13 protein-coding genes are annotated in these 17,349 nt (G+C 72.2%); 1 reads left to right on the top strand and 12 read right to left on the bottom strand.

What is annotated here, in order from left to right:
- Positions 1-117 precede the first annotated feature (117 nt).
- The 6 genes from ACWC2T_RS36475 to ACWC2T_RS36450 form a co-directional block, all read right to left on the bottom strand.
- Positions 118-2,427 (bottom strand): xanthine dehydrogenase family protein molybdopterin-binding subunit, encoded by a 2,310-nt coding sequence (locus ACWC2T_RS36475; protein WP_450674629.1) that lies wholly within the window; start codon positions 2,425-2,427, stop codon positions 118-120.
- Entirely contained in the window at positions 2,424-4,448 is a 2,025-nt protein-coding gene (locus ACWC2T_RS36470) for a 2Fe-2S iron-sulfur cluster-binding protein (protein WP_450674628.1), read from the bottom strand. The genes ACWC2T_RS36475 and ACWC2T_RS36470 overlap by 4 nt, the downstream gene beginning before the upstream one ends.
- Positions 4,445-5,338 (bottom strand): FAD binding domain-containing protein, encoded by an 894-nt coding sequence (locus ACWC2T_RS36465; RefSeq protein ID WP_450674627.1) that lies wholly within the window; start codon positions 5,336-5,338, stop codon positions 4,445-4,447. The genes ACWC2T_RS36470 and ACWC2T_RS36465 overlap by 4 nt, the downstream gene beginning before the upstream one ends.
- Positions 5,339-5,596: 258 nt before the next feature.
- Positions 5,597-7,297: a beta-N-acetylhexosaminidase gene (locus ACWC2T_RS36460; RefSeq protein ID WP_450674626.1), complete on the bottom strand. Its 1,701-nt coding sequence runs from the start codon at positions 7,295-7,297 to the stop codon at positions 5,597-5,599.
- Positions 7,298-7,476: 179 nt separating this feature from the next.
- Entirely contained in the window at positions 7,477-7,755 is a 279-nt protein-coding gene (locus ACWC2T_RS36455) for a DUF3039 domain-containing protein (RefSeq protein ID WP_143638399.1), read from the bottom strand.
- Positions 7,756-7,784: 29 nt separating this feature from the next.
- Entirely contained in the window at positions 7,785-8,357 is a 573-nt protein-coding gene (locus ACWC2T_RS36450; RefSeq protein ID WP_055707730.1) for a YqgE/AlgH family protein, read from the bottom strand.
- Positions 8,358-8,635: 278 nt separating this feature from the next.
- On the opposite strand from ACWC2T_RS36450, the gene murA reads away from it, so the two are divergent.
- Positions 8,636-9,976, top strand: a complete 1,341-nt coding sequence (murA, locus tag ACWC2T_RS36445; RefSeq protein WP_450674625.1) for a UDP-N-acetylglucosamine 1-carboxyvinyltransferase — start codon at positions 8,636-8,638, stop codon at positions 9,974-9,976.
- Between the two features lie 117 nt (positions 9,977-10,093).
- Here murA and ACWC2T_RS36440 read toward each other — a convergent pair whose 3' ends face one another.
- The 6 genes from ACWC2T_RS36440 to ACWC2T_RS36415 all read right to left on the bottom strand — a co-directional run bounded on the left by ACWC2T_RS36440 (position 10,094) and on the right by ACWC2T_RS36415 (position 17,292).
- Positions 10,094-10,375 (bottom strand): HU family DNA-binding protein, encoded by a 282-nt coding sequence (locus ACWC2T_RS36440; protein WP_023550134.1) that lies wholly within the window; start codon positions 10,373-10,375, stop codon positions 10,094-10,096.
- A 485-nt stretch (positions 10,376-10,860) separates the two neighbouring features.
- Positions 10,861-12,276: a malic enzyme-like NAD(P)-binding protein gene (locus ACWC2T_RS36435; RefSeq protein ID WP_450674624.1), complete on the bottom strand. Its 1,416-nt coding sequence runs from the start codon at positions 12,274-12,276 to the stop codon at positions 10,861-10,863.
- Positions 12,277-12,642: 366 nt separating this feature from the next.
- The gene (locus tag ACWC2T_RS36430) at positions 12,643-14,997 is read right to left on the bottom strand and encodes a HelD family protein (protein WP_450674623.1); all 2,355 of its coding nucleotides are present in this window, start codon (positions 14,995-14,997) and stop codon (positions 12,643-12,645) included.
- A 69-nt stretch (positions 14,998-15,066) separates the two neighbouring features.
- Positions 15,067-15,834 carry an anti-sigma factor family protein gene (locus tag ACWC2T_RS36425; RefSeq protein WP_450674622.1) on the bottom strand — a complete coding sequence of 256 codons (768 nt, stop codon included), beginning with the start codon at positions 15,832-15,834 and terminating at the stop codon, positions 15,067-15,069.
- A 62-nt stretch (positions 15,835-15,896) separates the two neighbouring features.
- Positions 15,897-16,481 (bottom strand): sigma-70 family RNA polymerase sigma factor, encoded by a 585-nt coding sequence (locus tag ACWC2T_RS36420; RefSeq protein ID WP_030167252.1) that lies wholly within the window; start codon positions 16,479-16,481, stop codon positions 15,897-15,899.
- 217 nt (positions 16,482-16,698) lie between these two features.
- On the bottom strand, positions 16,699-17,292 hold the full coding sequence (locus ACWC2T_RS36415) for a CGNR zinc finger domain-containing protein (RefSeq protein WP_450674621.1): 594 nt from the start codon (positions 17,290-17,292) through the stop codon (positions 16,699-16,701).
- Positions 17,293-17,349 lie beyond the last annotated feature (57 nt).

Raw genomic sequence — 17,349 nt, 5'->3', positions numbered from 1 at the left:
CACTCAGCACACTACGACGCCCCACTGACAACGGCCCTCACCAGGAAGGACGCCAGGCGACCCGGGCACGTTGCGCGTCCGCGCGGATCGACCCCGTCGATCACCTGCGGCGGCGGCTCACTGGGACGTCACCACGGCCGCCTGTGGCCGGATCGGGAGGCGGTTGACCGGGCGGCCGGTGGCCGCGCGGACGGCGGAGGCGATCGCGGCCGGTGCCGTCACGACCGGGACCGCGCTGACGGACTTGGCCCCGAAGGGGGCGACCACGTCCCGTTCCTCGACCAGTCTGACGATCCGGATGTCCGGGGCGTCCAGGGCGGTCGGGAGGGCGTAGCCGGTCAGGTCGGGGTGGCGGATCAGGCCACGCGGGGTGCGCAGGTTCTCGGTGAGCGCGATGCCCACGCCCTGGGTCACGCCCGCCTCGATGCGGGCCGCCAGCTGGGTGGGGTTGAGGACCCGGCCCACGTCCTGGGCGACCGCCAGCTCCACCACCCGCACCGAGCCCAGCTCGATGTCGACGTCCACCACCGCGCGGATCGCGCAGAAGGCCAGGCCCACGAAGGCGTCGCCCTGGCCGGAGGCGTTCAGCGGCTCGGTCGGGTGCGGGCGGCACTGGGCGGTGGCCCACAGCTCCTTGCCGTCCATGGCCTCGGTGACGGTGGTCGACAGCACGCCGTCGTACGAGGTGATCTTGCCGTCGGTGATCTGCAGCAGTTCGGTAGACATGCCGAACTTGTGGGCGAGCGGCTGCAGGAGCTGGGTGCGGACCATCTTCGCCGCGCGCTCCACCGCGCCGCCCGAGACCCAGGTGTGCCGGCCCCGGCAGCCCGCGCCGGCCGGCGGCTGGTCGGTGTCGACCGGTGCCACGTGGACTTCCTCGATGCCGAGGGTCTCCTGGACGATCTGCCGGGCGAGGGTGGTGAAGCCCTGGCCGGTCTCCACGGCGGCGCACAGGACGGTCGCGACGCCGTCATGGACCTTGACCGTCGCCGTGGACACCTCGTCGGCGCCCTCCGCGCCGAGCATGTGCACCATGCCGAGGCCGTAGCCGACACCCCGGCGCACCGCGCCCGGTTCACCCGCGCCCTCGGGGCCGCCGGGCAGCAGCCAGTCCTCCTCGGGCGTGTCCTTGGGCAGGTCGGGGAGCGGGAAGTCCCGCACCGCCTGCAGGAGTTCGGCCACCGGGGCGGGGCAGGTCACCGTCTGGCCGATCGGCAGGACGTCGCCCGTCGCCAGCACGTTGCGCAGGCGCACCTCGGCCGGGTCCAGGCCCAGTTTCTTCGCCAGCTTGTCCATCTGCGCCTCGTAGGCGGCGCACACCTGCATCGCGCCCTCGCCGCGCACATGGCCGGAGGGCGGGTTGTTGGTGCGCACGGCCCAGCCCTCGATGAAGGCGTTCGGGACGACGTACGGGCCGCACGCGAAGGAGACGGCGGCGGCCAGGGCGTCGGAGGAGGTGTCGGCGTACGCACCGGCGTCCAGCAGGATCTGCGCCTCCACCTTCACCAACTTGCCCTCGGCGTCCGCGTGGTGGCGGTACCGCAGGAGGGTCGGATGGCGGTGGGCGTGGCCGAGGAAGGACTCCTCGCGGGTCGCGGTGAGCTTCACCGGGCAGCCGGTCTTGAGGGCGAGCAGGCCGAGCGGGAGCTGGAAGCCCTGGTCCTCGCGGTCGGCGGTGGCGCCCGGCACCCCCGTGACGACGATCTTCACCCGATCGGGGGACAGGCCGTAGCAGGCCGCGGCGGTGTTGCGGTCGGTGTGCGGGTCGGTGGAGGCCAGGTACAGCTCCACGCCGCCGTCGGGGCGCGGCACGGCGAGGCCGGCCTCGGCGCCGATCGGGGCCGGGTCCTGGCGCCCTATGCGGTACTGGCCCTCCACGACGACCTCGCCGACCGCCGACGGGTCGCCGTGGTGCAGCGGGATGTGCCGGATCAGGTTGCCGTCGGGGTGCAGCGGCTCGGCCTCGAAGGCCTGCTCGGGGTCGGTGACCGGGTCGAGTACTTCGTACTCGACGATGATGGCCGCGGCGGCCATCCGCGCGGTGTCCGGGTGATCGGCGGCGACGGCCGCGATGGGCTCGCCGTGGTGCCGTACGACCTCGGAGGCGAACACCGGCCGGTCGGGGGTGCCCCGGCCGTGGCGCGGGGTGCCGGGCACGTCCTCGTGCGTGATGACGGCCCGTACGCCGGGCATCTCGCGCGCGTGGCCGGTGTCGATGGACACGATGCGCGCGTGCGCGTGCGGGGAGCGCAGGACGGCCGCCCACAGCAGGCCCTCGGCCCACAGGTCGGCCGCGTACGGGAAGGTGCCCTCGGTCTTGGCGCGGGCGTCGGCGTGCGGCAGGGAGGCGCCGATGCCGTGCGGCAACGGCTCGGCCTCGGGGGCGGGTTCCGCGGCGGTGGTCGCCGTGGCGGCTTCGTTGCTCACACCTGGCCTCCGTCCTGGCCGTAGTGCTGGTCGTGCGGGCCGTGCGGATCGTGCGGTCCCGGGGTGCCGTGCGGCGGTGTGCCGTACGGGTCGGGCGTGCCGTACGGCGGGGTGTCGCCGTAGCCGCCGGGATCGGCCCGCGGCGTGTCGAACGCGCCCGGCGCCTCGAACGCCGACGGGTTGACCCCGCCGGCCCCGGGGCCCGCCTGGTGGGGAATACGGGCCTCGTCCGCGTCCGTCCCGGCGTCGGCGCCGTGCGAGGCCTCGCGTTCGGCGACGACCTCCTTGACGGCCTCCAGGACGCCCCGGTAGCCGGAGCAGCGGCAGAGGTTGCCGCACAGCGCCTGGCGGGTCTCCAGCTCGGTCGGCGCGGGATTGCCCTCCAGCAGGTCGTGCACGGTCATCGCCATGCCGGGCACGCAGAAACCGCACTGCACGGCGCCGCACCGGGCGAGCGCGCGCTGCACGTCGGAGGGCTGTCCGTCGGCGGCCAGGCCCTCGACCGTGCGCACCTCGCTGCCTGCCGCGGTGACCGCCGGGACCAGGCAGGAGGCGACCAGACGGCCGTCGACCTGGACGTTGCAGGCTCCGCACTCGCCCTGCGAGCAGCCGTCCTTGGCGCCCGCGAGGCCGAGGCGCTCGCGCAGCACGTACAGCAGCGACTCGCCGATCCAGGCGTCGGTGACGGGCCGGTCGGCGCCGTTGACGCGCAGGACGTAGGAGGCGAGGGGGTGGTCGTCGTGCGGCGGGAGGGGCGCGGTGTGCTCCGCGTGTTCCCCGGTGGCGCCTTCCTGCGGCCGGGGCGCGGTGTCCTCGGCGGTGCCGTCCGCCCCCGGCGCGGCGGCCTCGGGTGCTTCGGCGGCGTGCTCCGGTACGGCTGTGGGGGCCGGGGTCTGCGGTGCCGCGGCGTCTGCCGGGGTGGGGCGGGCGGACGTCGCGGGTGCTGTGGCCGCCTGCGGGACTCCGGTTGCGCCCGCGGGGCCCTCGTGTCCTGCTGGGCCGCCAGCGGGACGCTCAGGGCCTTCCGCGGGGCCGTGACCGTCCTCGTCGGGTCCCGCTCCGGCCTCGCCCCGCCGCTCCGGGTGGGCGGTCGGCAGGCCGGGCCGCGCGGATTCGGCGGACTCGGCGAACTCGGCCGCCTGGGCAGGTTCGGCGGACTCACCGAACGCGCCGGGGTGGCCGGCCTCGGCGCGGTGCCCTTCGCCCTGCGCCTCGGCGCCCTCGGCTCGCCGGCCGTCCCCGTGAGCGACCGGCTGATGCCCCGTGTCCTCGTGACCGACCGGCGGGTGCCCGGCGCCCCCGTGACCGGGTTCCCCCGCCCCGGTCTCCTCGTGGGCGGTGGTGGCGTGGCCGGTCGGGGGCTGTCCGTACCGCTCGTCCGGCGCGGGTGCGTAGCCCGGCGCCGCCGGGGCGGCCGGAGCGCCCGCCGGATGGGCGTCGGTGTGGTCGGGCAGGCCGGTGTCGGCGGGCCGGTCCCAGGAGCGGCCCGCCTCCTGCGTCGCCCAGGGCGCGGGGGCGCCGCCGGGCAGCGTGGCCGGCGGGGTGCCGCCACCCCACTGCTCGACCAGGGAGGACGTGGTGAACTCACCCGATTCGTCCGGGAGATCGCCGCCGACGACGGGGATGGACCACTGTCCGGTGACGTCGTGCCCGGGCGCGGCCGGGGCGGCGGGCTCCTCGAAGGTCCAGTGCTGGGTCGCGCCCGGGTTGTACGTGAACCGGTCGTCCGCGGCCTGTGTCTGCGGGACGGCGTTCGGGTCGGGCCACTCGGCGCCGCCCGCGGGCGCGGTCCAGGTGCCGGCCTGGGCGGGGTCGCCGGTGCCGGGGGCGACCGCGATCTGCGGCGGCACATAGCCGTGTCCCGGCGCGGCCAGCGGGCTGTCGCCGGACAGCAGGGCGTCGATGCCGCCCTCGGGGAGCTTGACGAAGGCGGTGGCGCCGTCGTCGTAGTCGCCCTGGGGCAGCGGGTCCCAGCGTCCGCCGCCCTGGGGCGTGCCCTCTCCGTGCTGGTCGTCGGTCACGACAGCGCCCTCCCCAGTGCTCGTCGGGCCAGTGCGGCGACGGTGCGCCGCAGGTGCAGTACGGCGGGCGGAAGCGGGGTCACCGAGCCGTCGGGCTCCGGTGCCGGGTCCGGGATGCAGGCCGCGGCGACGTACTCGCCGAAGGCGTTCAGGGCCTCCGGGACGAGGGCGCGGTCGTTGTCCCAGTCGATCAGCTGGGCGACCCACTGCTCCGCCTCCAGGGGCCTGAGCGGCATCGGCGCTATGGCACCGACCGCGCACCGCACTCCGCGCCGGGCGGGGTCGAGGACCACGGCCACGGAGGCCAGCGCGCGGCCCGGCCCGGTGCGCCCGGTGGCCTTCAGGAAGACCTGCGGGGCGTGCAGCAGCGGCACGCGCACGTAGCCGATGAGTTCGCCGCCGCGCAGCATCTCCATGCCGGCCAGCAGGTGCGACACCGGGATCTCCCGGCGGGCTCCGCCCTGGCCCGCGATGATCAGCGTCGCCTCCAGGGCGGCGAGGACCGGCAGCGCGTCACCCGTGGGTGCGGCGGAGGCGATGTTGCCGCCCAGGGTGCCCGCGTTGCGGATGTGCGGCGGGCCCGCGGCGCGCGCGGCGGCGGCGAGCGCCGGGATCAGGGCCGCGAAGTCGGGGCGGCCCATGCGTGCGTGCGTGAGGCCCGCGCCGAGCAGCGCGTGGCCGTCCTGGTACTGCCAGCCGCGGATCTCGCTGATCCGCCCGAGACCCACCAGCGCGGCGGGCCTGAGCTGGCCGGAGTTGACGGCGGCCATCAGGTCGGTGCCGCCCGCCACGGGCACGGCGGTGGGCATGGCCGTGAGGGCCGCCACGGCCTCGTCCAGCGTCGTGGGCAGCGTGACGGCCTGCTCCGCCTGCGGTGCGTGCGTGGTCAAACCGGCTGCCCCTTCCCGCTGCCCCACCTGGTCCCACCTGTGTGGCCGTACGGTACGTGCTCACAGGGCGGACGTGGCAACTCTGGCACATCTTCGCAGGGGGCGGACGCGGGGGTCCTTTAGGAGGCATTCGCCCACCTCATCGCGGAGATGGTCCGTTTTCGCACGGCATCACCGGTGCGCGCCGATTGACACTCTTCGGTGACCCTTGGCGCGGTTTTCCAGCATGTGTTCGAGACAGGCGGCCCGATGGCACGGTCACCTGTTCGGCGGCGCTCCCTCGATCGGGCGACCGAGCACACCGGGGCGCTTCTGCCACGGCCGGGGTCCGGTGGGCGGCCGGTAGGCGACGCCGAGGGCGTCAAGTCGCGCGTAATGGGCGCTCATACGGTGTTCGAACCCAGCGAAGTCCCGCTCAGCGGGGGCGGGCAGCCGGCTCCAGGCCACCTCGGCGAAGGCCGCGAGCCGGGGGAAGGTCTGGTAGTCCACGCGCGCGGTGTCCTCCATCACCTCGGTCCAGACATTGGCCTGAGTGCCCAGCACATGCCGGGCCTCCTCCTCGGTGAGCTCCACCGGGACCGGCTCGAAGCGGTAGACGTCCTCCAGGGTGCGCACAAACCCGATCGGCACCGGCTCGTCCTCGCCCGGGGCCTGACGGTGGTCCAGATACACGTACTGCTCCGGGCACATGACGACGTCATGACCGGCCCGCGCGGCCGCGATCCCGCCTCCGTAACCGCGCCACGACGACACCGCCGCCCCCTTGGCGAGCCCGCCCTCCAGGATCTCGTCCCAGCCGATGAGCCGGCGCCCGCGCGCGGCGAGCCAGGCGTCGAAGTGCCCGATGAACCACGACTGCAGCTCGTCCTCGCCGGCGAGACCGAGCTCCGCGATCCGGGTCTTGGCCGTGACCGAATCCGTCCACTGCTCCTTGCGGCATTCGTCGCCGCCGACGTGGACGAACTGCGACGGGAACAGCTCCAGGACCTCCTCGAAGACCCCCTCGTAGAACCGCAGGGTGGTGTCAGTGGGGGCGAGGACGTTGGCCGAGATCCCCCAGTTGTCCCAGACGGTGAGGGCGGTGGTGTCGATGACGTCGGTGTTGCCGAGTTCCGGGTACGCGGCGATGGCGGCCTGCGAATGGCCGGGTACGTCGATTTCCGGGACGACAGTGATATGCCGCTCGGCGGCATAGGCGACGATCTCCCGGATGTCGTCCTGGGTGTAGTAACCACCGTGCGGTTTCTGCTCCCACAACGGTGAGGCCCGGTGACCGAATTTCGACCGTGCCCGCCAGGAGGCGGTTCCGGTCAGCTTTGGATAGCGCTTGATCTCGATCCGCCAGCCCTGGTCGTCGGTCAGATGGAAATGGAAGACGTTCAGTTTGTGCGCGGCCATCAGGTCGAGATAGCGCAGCACGCCTTCCTTGGGCATGAAGTGCCGTGCCACGTCCAGGAGTAGACCGCGCCAGCGGAACCGGGGCGCGTCGCGGACGGTGACGGCCGGGACCTCCCACTCGGTCCGGCCGGTGACGGGGGCGCGCCGGAACGCCTCCGGGCCGAGCAGCTGACGGAAGGTCTGGGCGCCCCAGAACAGGCCGGCCTCGCTCGCGCCGTCGATGCAGATCAGGTACCCGTCGGCGGACAGCTGGTAGGCCTCGGGGCTGCCGAGTTCGTCCTCGAGCGAGGGGGTGATCCGCAGCAGGATGCGGGAGCCGCTGTCGCGGTGCGGGGCCAGCGGCAACCCGGTCGCCGCGCCGACGGTCGTCCGCAGCCAGCGTGCGACCCGCTCGGTGCCCTCGGTGGCGTCGATCTCGGTGCCCGCGTCGATGACGTATCCGGTGCCGCCGCCGGGCAGCGAGGCCGACACGCTGTTCGGCGCGGGGATCAGCGCCACGTCGGGTTCCGGGAAGAGGGATGTGTCGCTCGTCTCGCCGAATTCGTCGAGTTCGTCGCTCATGCCGCCCGCCGCACCTCCGTCACGCGCGTTGCACTGGGTGCAACCACCGTTCCGCTCCGCACAACTCCGACCGGAGGCCGAGGCTACAGGTCTGGACCACTCCCCGACCAGAGAACGCGAAAACCCCGGCACGCGCGCACCGCGCACGCGCCGGGGACCTCACGTCCGCCGACGGACCCCTACTTGTCGCCGCCCTTGTCGTCGCCGCCGCTGCCCATGGATTCGTAGATCTCCTTGCACATGGGACACACGGGGTACTTCTTCGGGTCGCGGCCCGGCACCCAGACCTTGCCGCACAGCGCCACGACGGGGGTGCCGTCGAGGGCGCTCGCCATGATCTTGTCCTTCTGGACGTAGTGGGCGAAGCGCTCGTGGTCACCGTCGCCGTGGGACACCTGTGGCGTCGGCTCTACGAGGGTCCCCGTACCAGTCCCGCGCTCGGGCTCGAGAGTGCTCATATCGCCAAGGGTACTGAAGCTCACACGCATCAGTTGAGCGAAGGGTCGTCCGGATACGTGGCCACCATCGCCAGCTCGTTGCGCTGGCGGCGCAGTACTTCGCGCCAGAGTCTCTCCGGGGCCGGTGAGGAGACGTCCCCGGGTTCCGACTCGACCACGTACCAGGCCCCCTCGACCAGCTCGTCCTCCAGCTGGCCGGGGCCCCATCCGGCGTATCCGGCGAAGATCCTCAGGGAACCGAGGGCCGAGGCGAGCAGCTCGGGCGGGGCCTCCAGGTCGACCAGGCCGATCGCGCCGTGCACCCGGCGCCAGCCGAGCGGGGCGAGGTCGCCGTTCGCGCCGCCGGGGATGACCGCGACGCCGAGCGCCGAGTCCAGCGAGACGGGGCCGCCCTGGAAGACCACCCCGGGCTCACCGGTGAGGTCGGCCCAGCCTTCCAGGATGTCGCCCACGTCCACCGGGGTGGGGCGGTTGAGGACGACACCGAGGGAGCCCTCCTCGTCGTGGTCGAGAAGGAGCACCACCGCGCGGTCGAAGTTCGGGTCCGCCAGGGCGGGAGTGGCCACGAGCAGCCGCCCTGTGAGCGAGGACACCTCGGTCATGCCAGACATGATCCCGCATCTTCCCCTTCGGTGGGGAGCCAATCGGAGCCGCGGAGTGAACGCAGCTCAGGGAGCGCGGAAGCGCCCTGGGCGCACGCCCCGGCCGGTGACCCCATGTGCCCGATAGCGCACGGTTCGTGTTGTGACACAGCTATGACGCACCTGGGCGGTCCTTGGGCTTACGGACGAGGGGTGATCGGCGATTACCCTGTCTCTCCCGGCCCCCGCGCAACAAGTGATCGGCCGCCCCCTGACCAACTCATCGGAACGCGAGATACATGACCGTCAACGACGATGTCCTGCTTGTCCACGGCGGAACCCCGCTGGAGGGCGAGATCCGTGTCCGCGGTGCGAAGAACCTCGTACCGAAGGCCATGGTCGCCGCCCTGCTGGGCAGCGCGCCGAGCCGCCTGCGCAACGTTCCCGACATCCGTGACGTGCGGGTCGTCCGCGGCCTGCTGCAGCTGCACGGGGTGACGGTCCGGCCGGGCGAGGAGCCGGGCGAGCTGGTGATGGACCCGACGCACGTCGAGAGCGCCAACGTGGCTGACATCGATGCCCACGCGGGGTCCAGCCGTATCCCGATCCTCTTCTGCGGGCCGCTCCTGCACCGCCTCGGCCACGCGTTCATCCCGGGCCTCGGCGGCTGTGACATCGGCGGCCGGCCCATCGACTTCCACTTCGACGTGCTGCGGCAGTTCGGCGCGACGATCGAGAAGCGCGCGGACGGCCAGTACCTGGAGGCCCCCAAGGGCCTGCGGGGTACGAAGATCCGGCTGCCGTACCCGTCCGTCGGCGCGACCGAGCAGGTGCTGCTGACGGCCGTACTCGCCGAGGGCGTGACGGAGTTGTCGAACGCGGCCGTCGAGCCGGAGATCGAGGACCTGATCTGCGTCCTGCAGAAGATGGGCGCGATCATCGCGATGGACACCGACCGCACGATCCGCATCACGGGTGTGGAGCGGCTCGGCGGTTACACCCACCGCGCCCTCCCGGACCGCCTGGAGGCCGCCTCCTGGGCTTCCGCGGCGCTCGCGACCAACGGCAACATCTACGTCCGCGGCGCCCAGCAGCGCTCGATGATGACGTTCCTGAACACCTACCGGAAGGTGGGCGGCGCCTTCGAGATCGACGACGAGGGCATCCGGTTCTGGCACCCGGGCGGCCAGTTGAAGTCCATCGCGCTGGAGACGGACGTGCACCCCGGTTTCCAGACCGACTGGCAGCAGCCGCTGGTGGTCGCGCTGACCCAGGCCACGGGCCTGTCCATCATCCACGAGACGGTGTACGAGTCCCGGCTGGGCTTCACCTCGGCCCTCAACCAGATGGGCGCGCACATCCAGCTCTATCGCGAGTGCCTGGGCGGCTCCGACTGCCGCTTCGGCCAGCGCAACTTCCTGCACTCCGCGGTCGTCTCCGGGCCCACTCGGCTCCAGGGCGCCGACCTGGTCATCCCCGACCTGCGCGGCGGCTTCTCGTACCTGATCGCGGCCCTGGCCGCCGAGGGCACGTCCCGCGTCCACGGCATCGACCTGATCAACCGCGGCTACGAGAACTTCATGGAGAAGCTCGTGGAACTGGGCGCGAAGGTGGAACTGCCGGGCAAGGCGCTCGGCTGACGGGTTCTGGCGCGGTACGACGAAGGGGCGGCCCTCCGCTGGAGGAGGGCCGCCCCTTTGACGTCATCGTGCGTCAGAACGCACTGTACGCCGTCCCGTGACGTACGAACGACAAGGTCACTTACCCTTGGCCGCTTCCTTCAGCTTGCTGCCCGCGGTGACCTTCACGCTGTAGCCGGCGGGGATGTTGATCGGCTCGCCGGTCTGCGGGTTGCGCGCGGTGCGAGCGGCACGGTGGGTGCGCTCGAAGGTCAGGAAGCCGGGGATGGTGACCTTCTCGTCGCCCTTGGCGACGATCTCGCCGACGGTCTCGGCGAACGCGGCCAGCACGGCGTCGGCGTCCTTGCGGGTCACCTCGGCGCGGTCGGCCAGCGCGGCCACCAGCTCACTGCGGTTCATGTTGTTACTCCCGTGTTTTTCTTGCCGTTGGGGTGTGCCACGCGACGGATACGCCCGAGGCACTGCGATGCCGATGCGCTCGCGCCCAGGGACGCATCCTGCCCCTACCTGCGGCGGTAAAGCCAATCCGGCACCCGTAGGAGTCGTGAGAACACCCTGGGGAGTCACACGAAAAGCGCCTGCTCGGCGTCACCCTAGAGGGCGCCCGGCATCGGCTGGTTCCACGACGCGCCGGTGCACGGGCCGCCGTGGTGATCCTCACAGCCCCTGCACAGTACGGCACGCCGTCACCGGGCCGACGCCCGGCCGCCGCTTTTCCTTCACCCGGCTCTTCCTTCACCCGGCCGGGCGCGAGCCGGCACCCGGCCCGGAACGCCGGGGCCGGGCCTCGGCCCGGGGCCGGAGCGGTCCGGGCCAGGCCCTGTCGTCGATCTCCCTCCCCCAGCCGTCGGCCGGGGGTGCCCCCAGCCCCGCGACGGCAGGGCCTAGGCCGTCGCGCCGGCGGCCTTCGCGGCCTCGCGGACCGCGCCCGCCACCGCGCCCGCGACCTTGTCGTTGAAGACGCTCGGGATGATGTAGTTCGGGTTGAGCTCGTCCTCGCTGACCACGTCGGCGAGGGCCTTCGCAGCGGCCAGCATCATCTCGGTGTTGACGGTGCGGGACTGGGCGTCCAGCAGGCCGCGGAAGACGCCCGGAAAGACCAGCACGTTGTTGATCTGGTTCGGGAAGTCCGAGCGGCCGGTGGCCACAACGGCCGCCGTCTGACGGGCGATTGCGGGGTCCACCTCGGGGTCGGGGTTCGCGAGCGCGAACACGATGGCGCCGTCCGCCATGGCGGCCACGTCGTCGCCGTCGAGCACGTTCGGGGCGGAGACGCCGATGAACACGTCGGCGCCGCGCACGGCCTCCTTGAGGGTGCCGGTCAGGCCCTCGGGGTTGGTGTTGTCGGCGATCCAGCGCAGCGGCGAGTCGGACGGGGCGTTCACCAGGTCCTCGCGGCCGGAGTGGACGACACCGTGGATGTCGGCGACGACGGCGTTCTTCACGCCCGCGGCGAGCAGCAGCTTGAGGATGGCCGTACCGGCGGCGCCGGCGCCGGACATGACGACCCGGATGTTCTCGATCGCCTTGTCCGTGACGCGCAGCGCGTTGGTCAGGGCGGCGAGGACGACGATCGCGGTGCCGTGCTGGTCGTCGTGGAAGACGGGGATGTCGAGGGCCTCGCGCAGGCGCGCCTCGATCTCGAAGCAGCGGGGGGCGGAGATGTCCTCCAGGTTGATGCCGGCGAACCCGGGGGCGATCGCCTTGACGATCTCCACGATCGCATCGCTGTCCTGGGTGTCCAGGCAGATCGGCCAGGCGTCGATGCCGGCGAAGCGCTTGAAGAGGGCCGCCTTGCCCTCCATGACGGGCAGCGCCGCCTTGGGGCCGATGTTGCCGAGGCCGAGCACGGCGGAGCCGTCCGTCACGACCGCAACGGAGTTGCGCTTGATGGTGAGGCGGCGGGCGTCCTCGGGGTTCTCGGCGATCGCCATGCACACGCGGGCCACGCCCGGCGTGTAGACCATGGACAGGTCGTCACGGTTGCGGATGGGGTGTTTCGACGCCATCTCGATCTTGCCGCCGAGGTGCATCAGGAACGTACGGTCGGAGACCTTGCCGAGGGTGACGCCCTCGATCCCGCGCAGCTTCTCGACGATCTCCTCGGCGTGGGCCGTGGAGGTGGCCGCGATGGTGACGTCGATACGGAGCTTCTCGTGGCCGGACGCGGTGACGTCGAGGCCGGTGACCGAGCCTCCGGAGGACTCCACGGCGGTGGTGAGCTGCGAGACGGCGGTTCCGCTCGCGGGCACCTCCAGCCGGATGGTCATCGAGTAGGAGACGCTGGGCGCCGTTGCCATGGCCGACTTCCTCTGCTTTCACCGTGTCGCGAGTTGTGCCGTCCGATCGTCGCACCTACCGCGGAGTACGTGGTAGTCGCCCTGGATTGCGGACGTTTTGTTCATGAGCGATGACCGGTTGCTGCGCTGTTTCGGAAAACTACTTCCACCATACGAGAAACGATCAGGCAAAGAAAGAGACCCACGTCACACAGGACGTGGGTCTCTCTCACGCTTATGACACCGACCCGCCATGCTCGCCTCGCGGCAAGTGGTCCCTCGCAGGGACGAAGGTTGGGCCCGGGGGCTTGGATCGAGCCGGTGCCGCAACCAGGCTAACAAACGGATGCCGAGGACCATTCCCCCTGCGGGGAGTTCACAGGAAAGTCAGTCCCGCAGCAGGTCCGGCACCCCGGCCGCGTCGGGCTCGTCCCGCTCCACCGACACCACCGTCAGCTGCTGGGTCGCGCGGGTCAGCGCCACGTACAGCACGCGCAGGCCGGCCGGGGACTCGTCGGCGATCTCCGCCGGGGAGACGACGACTGTCGCGTCGTACTCCAGCCCCTTGGCCTCCAGGCTGCCGAGCGCCACCACCCGGTCGCCGAGCCCGGCCAGCCAGCGCCGGGCCTCCTCGCGCCGGTTCATGGCGACGACCACGCCGACCGTGCCGTCCACCCGGTCCAGCAGCCGCTCGGCCTCGGCCCGCACGGTGGCCCCCAGGGAGTCCCGTACGACGAGGAAGCGCGGCTCGACCCCGGTGGACCGCACGGCCCTCGGCGCCTCGGAGCCGGGCATGGCGAGCGCGAGCACCTTGGCGGCCAGCTCGGCGATCTCGGCGGGGTTGCGGTAGTTCACGGTCAGCTCGAAGCGGCGCCGGGGGCGGGTGCCGAGCGCCTCGTCGCGGGCCTCGGCGGCCTCGTCCGGGTCGGACCAGGAGGACTGGGCCGGGTCGCCGACCACCGTCCAGGTGGCGTGCCGGCCGCGGCGGCCGACCATGCGCCACTGCATCGGCGTGAGGTCCTGCGCCTCGTCCACGATGACGTGCGCGTACTCGGTGCGCTCCTGCGCGAGCCGCTCGGCCCGCTCCCGCTGGGTCTCCTCGCGCACCGGCATCAGCTCCTCCAGCCCGGTGAGCTGGTCCAGCGGGTCGATCTCGCGCTTCTTCCGCGGCCGGGCCGGGGCGCCGAGGATCGTCTGGAGCTCGTCCAGCATGGCGATGTCGTGCACCGAGTGGCCGTCGCGCTGGAGGGAGCGGGCGACCTTGCGGACCTCGCCGGGGTTGAGGATCCGGCGGGCCCAGCGGCCCAGCCGCCGCTCGTCGGCCATGGCGGCGAGCACCGCCTTCGGGGTCAGCTCGGGCCACCAGGCGTCGAGGAAGGCGACGAAGACGTCCTCGGACGTCACGTCCTCGTCGAAGGAGGAGCGCAGCTCGGCGGCGAGCTCCGGGTCGGTGTGCCGGGCGGCCGACCCCGACTTGGCCCACAGCGCGTCCAGCAGCAGCTTGCGGGCGCGCGGCCGGAGCAGGTTGACGGGCGCGGTGCCGCCGAGCGCGGTACGGCGGATCCGCTCCAGTTCCTCCGCCTCCAGCTCCAGACGGCGCCCGAAGGCGACGACGCGCAGCCGGGACGGCGGCCCGTCGAAGGCCCGCGGCCCGCCGTCCTGCTCGGAGGCGGGGCGGGGGGCGGGCCCCAGTTCCAGGGCGCCCCGGGCGGCCTTCCGCAGCACCTTCAGCATCCGGTACGAGCCCTTTGCGCGGGCCACGGCCGGGGAGTCGTACAGCGTGGCCTCGGCGCCGTCGACGAGCGAGCCGATCGCGCGGATCGCGACCTGGCCCTCCTCGCCGAGCGAGGGCAGCACGCCCTCGGTGTAGGCGACGAGCAGCGGGGTCGGGGAGACGATCAGGATGCCGCCCGCGTACCGGCGTCTGTCCTGGTAGAGCAGGTAGGCGGCGCGGTGCAGGGCGACGGCGGTCTTGCCGGTGCCCGGGCCGCCCTCCACATAGGTGATGGAGGCGGCGGGGGCGCGGATGACCATGTCCTGCTCGGCCTGGATGGAGGAGACGATGTCCCGCATGGTGTGGCTGCGGGCCTGGCCGAGGGCGGCCATCAGGGCGCCGTCGCCGATCACGGGAAGCTCACGGCCGTCGAGACAGGCGGTCAGCTCGGGCCGCATCAGATCGTCCTCGACGCCGAGCACCCGGCGCCCCTTGGACCGGATGACCCGGCGCCGTACGACGCGTCCCGGGTCCACGGGGGTCGCCCGGTAGAAGGGCGCGGCGGCAGGGGCCCGCCAGTCGATGACCAGCGGCGCGTAGTCCTCGTCGAGCACGCCGATGCGCCCGATGTGCAGGGTCTCGGCGATGTCGGCGGTGTTGTCGTCGCGCACGGCGCCCTCGGCGGGTTCCACGGCGGTGTAGGCGCCGTCGGGCCCCTTCTTGCCGTCCTTGCCGAGCAGCAGGTCGATCCGCCCGAACAGGAAGTCCTCGAACTCGTTGTTGAGCCGGTTCAGGTGGATGCCGGCCCGGAAGACCTGCGCGTCCCGCTCGGCCAGCGCGCCCGGTGTGCCGACCTGGCCGCGCTGGGCCGCGTCGTGCATCAGGAACTCGGCCTCGTGGATCTTCTCCTCGAGCCGCCGGTACACCCGGTCCAGGTGTTCCTGTTCGACGCCGATCTCCCGGTCACGGACGGAATCGTGTGCGTCGTGTACCGAGCCGACCGCGGACTGCTGAACCTGAGCGGCCACCGGGCCCCCTTCTGACGTGCTGGGCAGCCGTCAACCGTACGCGAAGGGGACCCGGCAAAGCTACGGCAACTACGCCTGCACCTGCACCAGCTTCTTGCCCTGGAAGGTCACCACCTCGAAGTGGTCGATCTCGTTGGGCTTGAAGGCCGCCGCGCCACCGATGTAGAGCGGTTTCTTGGACTCCGGCGTCGTGCCGTCCGGGATGCCGTAGCCGGCGTCCGGTACGGACCAGGAGGACATCGTCACGCGCTGCCCGTTCTTCGCGACGAGCACCAGGGAGCACTTGATCGGGCCCTTGGCGTTCTTCAGCTCCAGGACCGTCTGGGTGCCCCAGTCCTTCGGGGCCATGGCGACGGTGGCGCTGATCTGCGACGACGGGTCCGTGGCCGACTTCTTGTCGGGCATGGCCTCGAAGGTGGTCTGCGCGGAGGACGCCGTGACCTGCCCACCGCCGTCCGAGCCGCTGTTGACCGCCACCGCGGCCAGCGGCCCGGCGATGATCAGGGCGGCCGCGGCCGCGATCATGTAGAAGCTGCGGCGGCGCTTCTGGGCGCGCTTCTCCGCGACCTCGTCGACCAGCTTCTCCACGAGCCGCGGGCTGGGCTTCGCGGACAGCGACTCGCCGATCGCGGGGGAGCTGCCGGCCCCCGGCAGGTCCGCGAGCGCGGCCAGCATCGGCTCCATCCCGGCCAGCTCGTCCAGCTGCTGGGCGCACCATTCGCAGCCGGCGAGATGCGCCTCGAAAGCGGTTGCCTCGGCGTCGTCGAGAATTCCGAGGGCGTAGGCGCCGACGGTCTCGTGCTCGCTCGGCACCGAAGATCCCGAACTGGGGTTCATGGGACCAGACATACCCGGACCACCCGGGCCGAATCCATGCATCCCCCCGTATCCACTGCTCATCACGCCGTCACCCCCCGCTCCTCCAGTGCCAGCTTCATCGACCGCAGGGCGTAGAACACCCGAGAACGCACCGTGCCACTGGGGATACCCAGCGTCTCGGCCGCCTCATTGACCGTACGCCCCTTGAAGTACGTCTCGACGAGCACCTCCCGGTGAGCCGGGGTCAGGTCGTCGAGCGCGTCCGACAGCGTCATCAGCCACAGCGCCTTGTCGATCTCGTCCTCCGCGGGGATGACCTCCAGCGGCGACGGATCGACCTCCTGCGGCCGGGCCTGCCGGCTGCGGTGGCCGTCGATGACGATGCGGCGCGCGACCGTCACCAGCCAGGGGCGTACCGAACCGGTCGCCCGATTGAGCTGACCGGCGTTCTTCCAGGCACGGATGAGCGTTTCCTGTACGACGTCCTCGGCGCGCTGCCGATCACCGGCGACCAGGCGCAGGACATACGCGAGCAGGGGTCCGGCGTGCTCTCGATACAGCGCACGCATCAGCTCCTCATCCGGTTCCGAGGGCTGTGAGGACATGCGATGTCGGGCCCTCGATCCACGTTCATTGGCCACGGCCGCATCCTTGCGCACGCCCACCTCCGGTGTCCGGGGGTTCCCCCAGTCGGTCGCTCGCCCACCCGTACGGAAGGAAGCGGCGCGGTGTTCAAACGGAGATGACAGTTTTCTCGGCGGTGACGTGACGAGCGGGACATGCGACCACAATCCCACCACATGATCTTCACATTTCAGACACGCGGCCCGGGATGCCGGCCAATCCCCGTGTACGGGGCATCCAAACCCGGTGTTACGGAAATCACGCCCGCGCGAGCGCGGCCCGCCGCCGGTGCCGGGCCACCCGCTCCCGGTTCCCGCACACCTCGCTGGAACACCATCTCCGGCGCCGCCCCCGGGAGGTGTCGAGGTACACGAGCGGGCAGTTGTCCCCCTCACACTCTCGCACGGCCGCCCGCGCGACGGGGTCGGTGAGCAGGTCCACGGCGTCCCGCGCGACGAGCGCGAGCAGCCCGGCGCAGGTCGGCGGGCCGGCCAACTCCCTGGTGAGCCCGCCGTCCCCACCGCGTACGGCACGTGGGACGGGGGTCGAGGCCTCGGCGACCTCGTTGACCCGCCGCAGCGCCCTCTCGTACGACGGCGTGTCCGGCGCCTGCGGGTTGCGCACCAACTGCCCGACATGGGCGCGCAGTTCCCGGAACCCGGCCAGCCAGGAGGCATCGACGTGACCGAGCACCGTCCCCTCCGGCACGAGCCCCACCCCGCCGATCCACTCGGACAACGCCTCGACGCCGTCCAGCCGTTCGGCCGGATGCGTGGTCGCGAGGAGATCGAGGCAGATCCGTCCGGCGTCGAACCGCGGCTCGTAGGGGGGCGTGGCCGTACCCAGTGCCATGTGCCTGTCACCGCCTAGGCAGGAAGCGTGGGGTCTTCTCCGTGGGGGTCTTCTGCG

The sequence above is a fragment of the Streptomyces sp. NPDC001393 genome (assembly GCF_053597455.1).
This window is presented reverse-complemented; position numbering and strand designations above follow the sequence as displayed.

What these genes read in the sequence shown, in the direction of transcription:
- ACWC2T_RS36460 (WP_450674626.1), bottom strand. Translation starts at nt 7,297, where the DNA reads ATGAGCGACGAACTCGACGAATTCGGCGAGACGAGCGACACATCCCTC.
- ACWC2T_RS36455 (WP_143638399.1), bottom strand. Translation starts at nt 7,755, where the DNA reads ATGAGCACTCTCGAGCCCGAGCGCGGGACTGGTACGGGGACCCTCGTA.
- ACWC2T_RS36450 (WP_055707730.1), bottom strand. Translation starts at nt 8,357, where the DNA reads ATGACCGAGGTGTCCTCGCTCACAGGGCGGCTGCTCGTGGCCACTCCC.
- murA (WP_450674625.1), top strand. Translation starts at nt 8,636, where the DNA reads ATGACCGTCAACGACGATGTCCTGCTTGTCCACGGCGGAACCCCGCTG.
- ACWC2T_RS36440 (WP_023550134.1), bottom strand. Translation starts at nt 10,375, where the DNA reads ATGAACCGCAGTGAGCTGGTGGCCGCGCTGGCCGACCGCGCCGAGGTG.
- ACWC2T_RS36435 (WP_450674624.1), bottom strand. Translation starts at nt 12,276, where the DNA reads ATGGCAACGGCGCCCAGCGTCTCCTACTCGATGACCATCCGGCTGGAG.
- ACWC2T_RS36425 (WP_450674622.1), bottom strand. Translation starts at nt 15,834, where the DNA reads ATGAACCCCAGTTCGGGATCTTCGGTGCCGAGCGAGCACGAGACCGTC.
- ACWC2T_RS36415 (WP_450674621.1), bottom strand. Translation starts at nt 17,292, where the DNA reads ATGGCACTGGGTACGGCCACGCCCCCCTACGAGCCGCGGTTCGACGCC.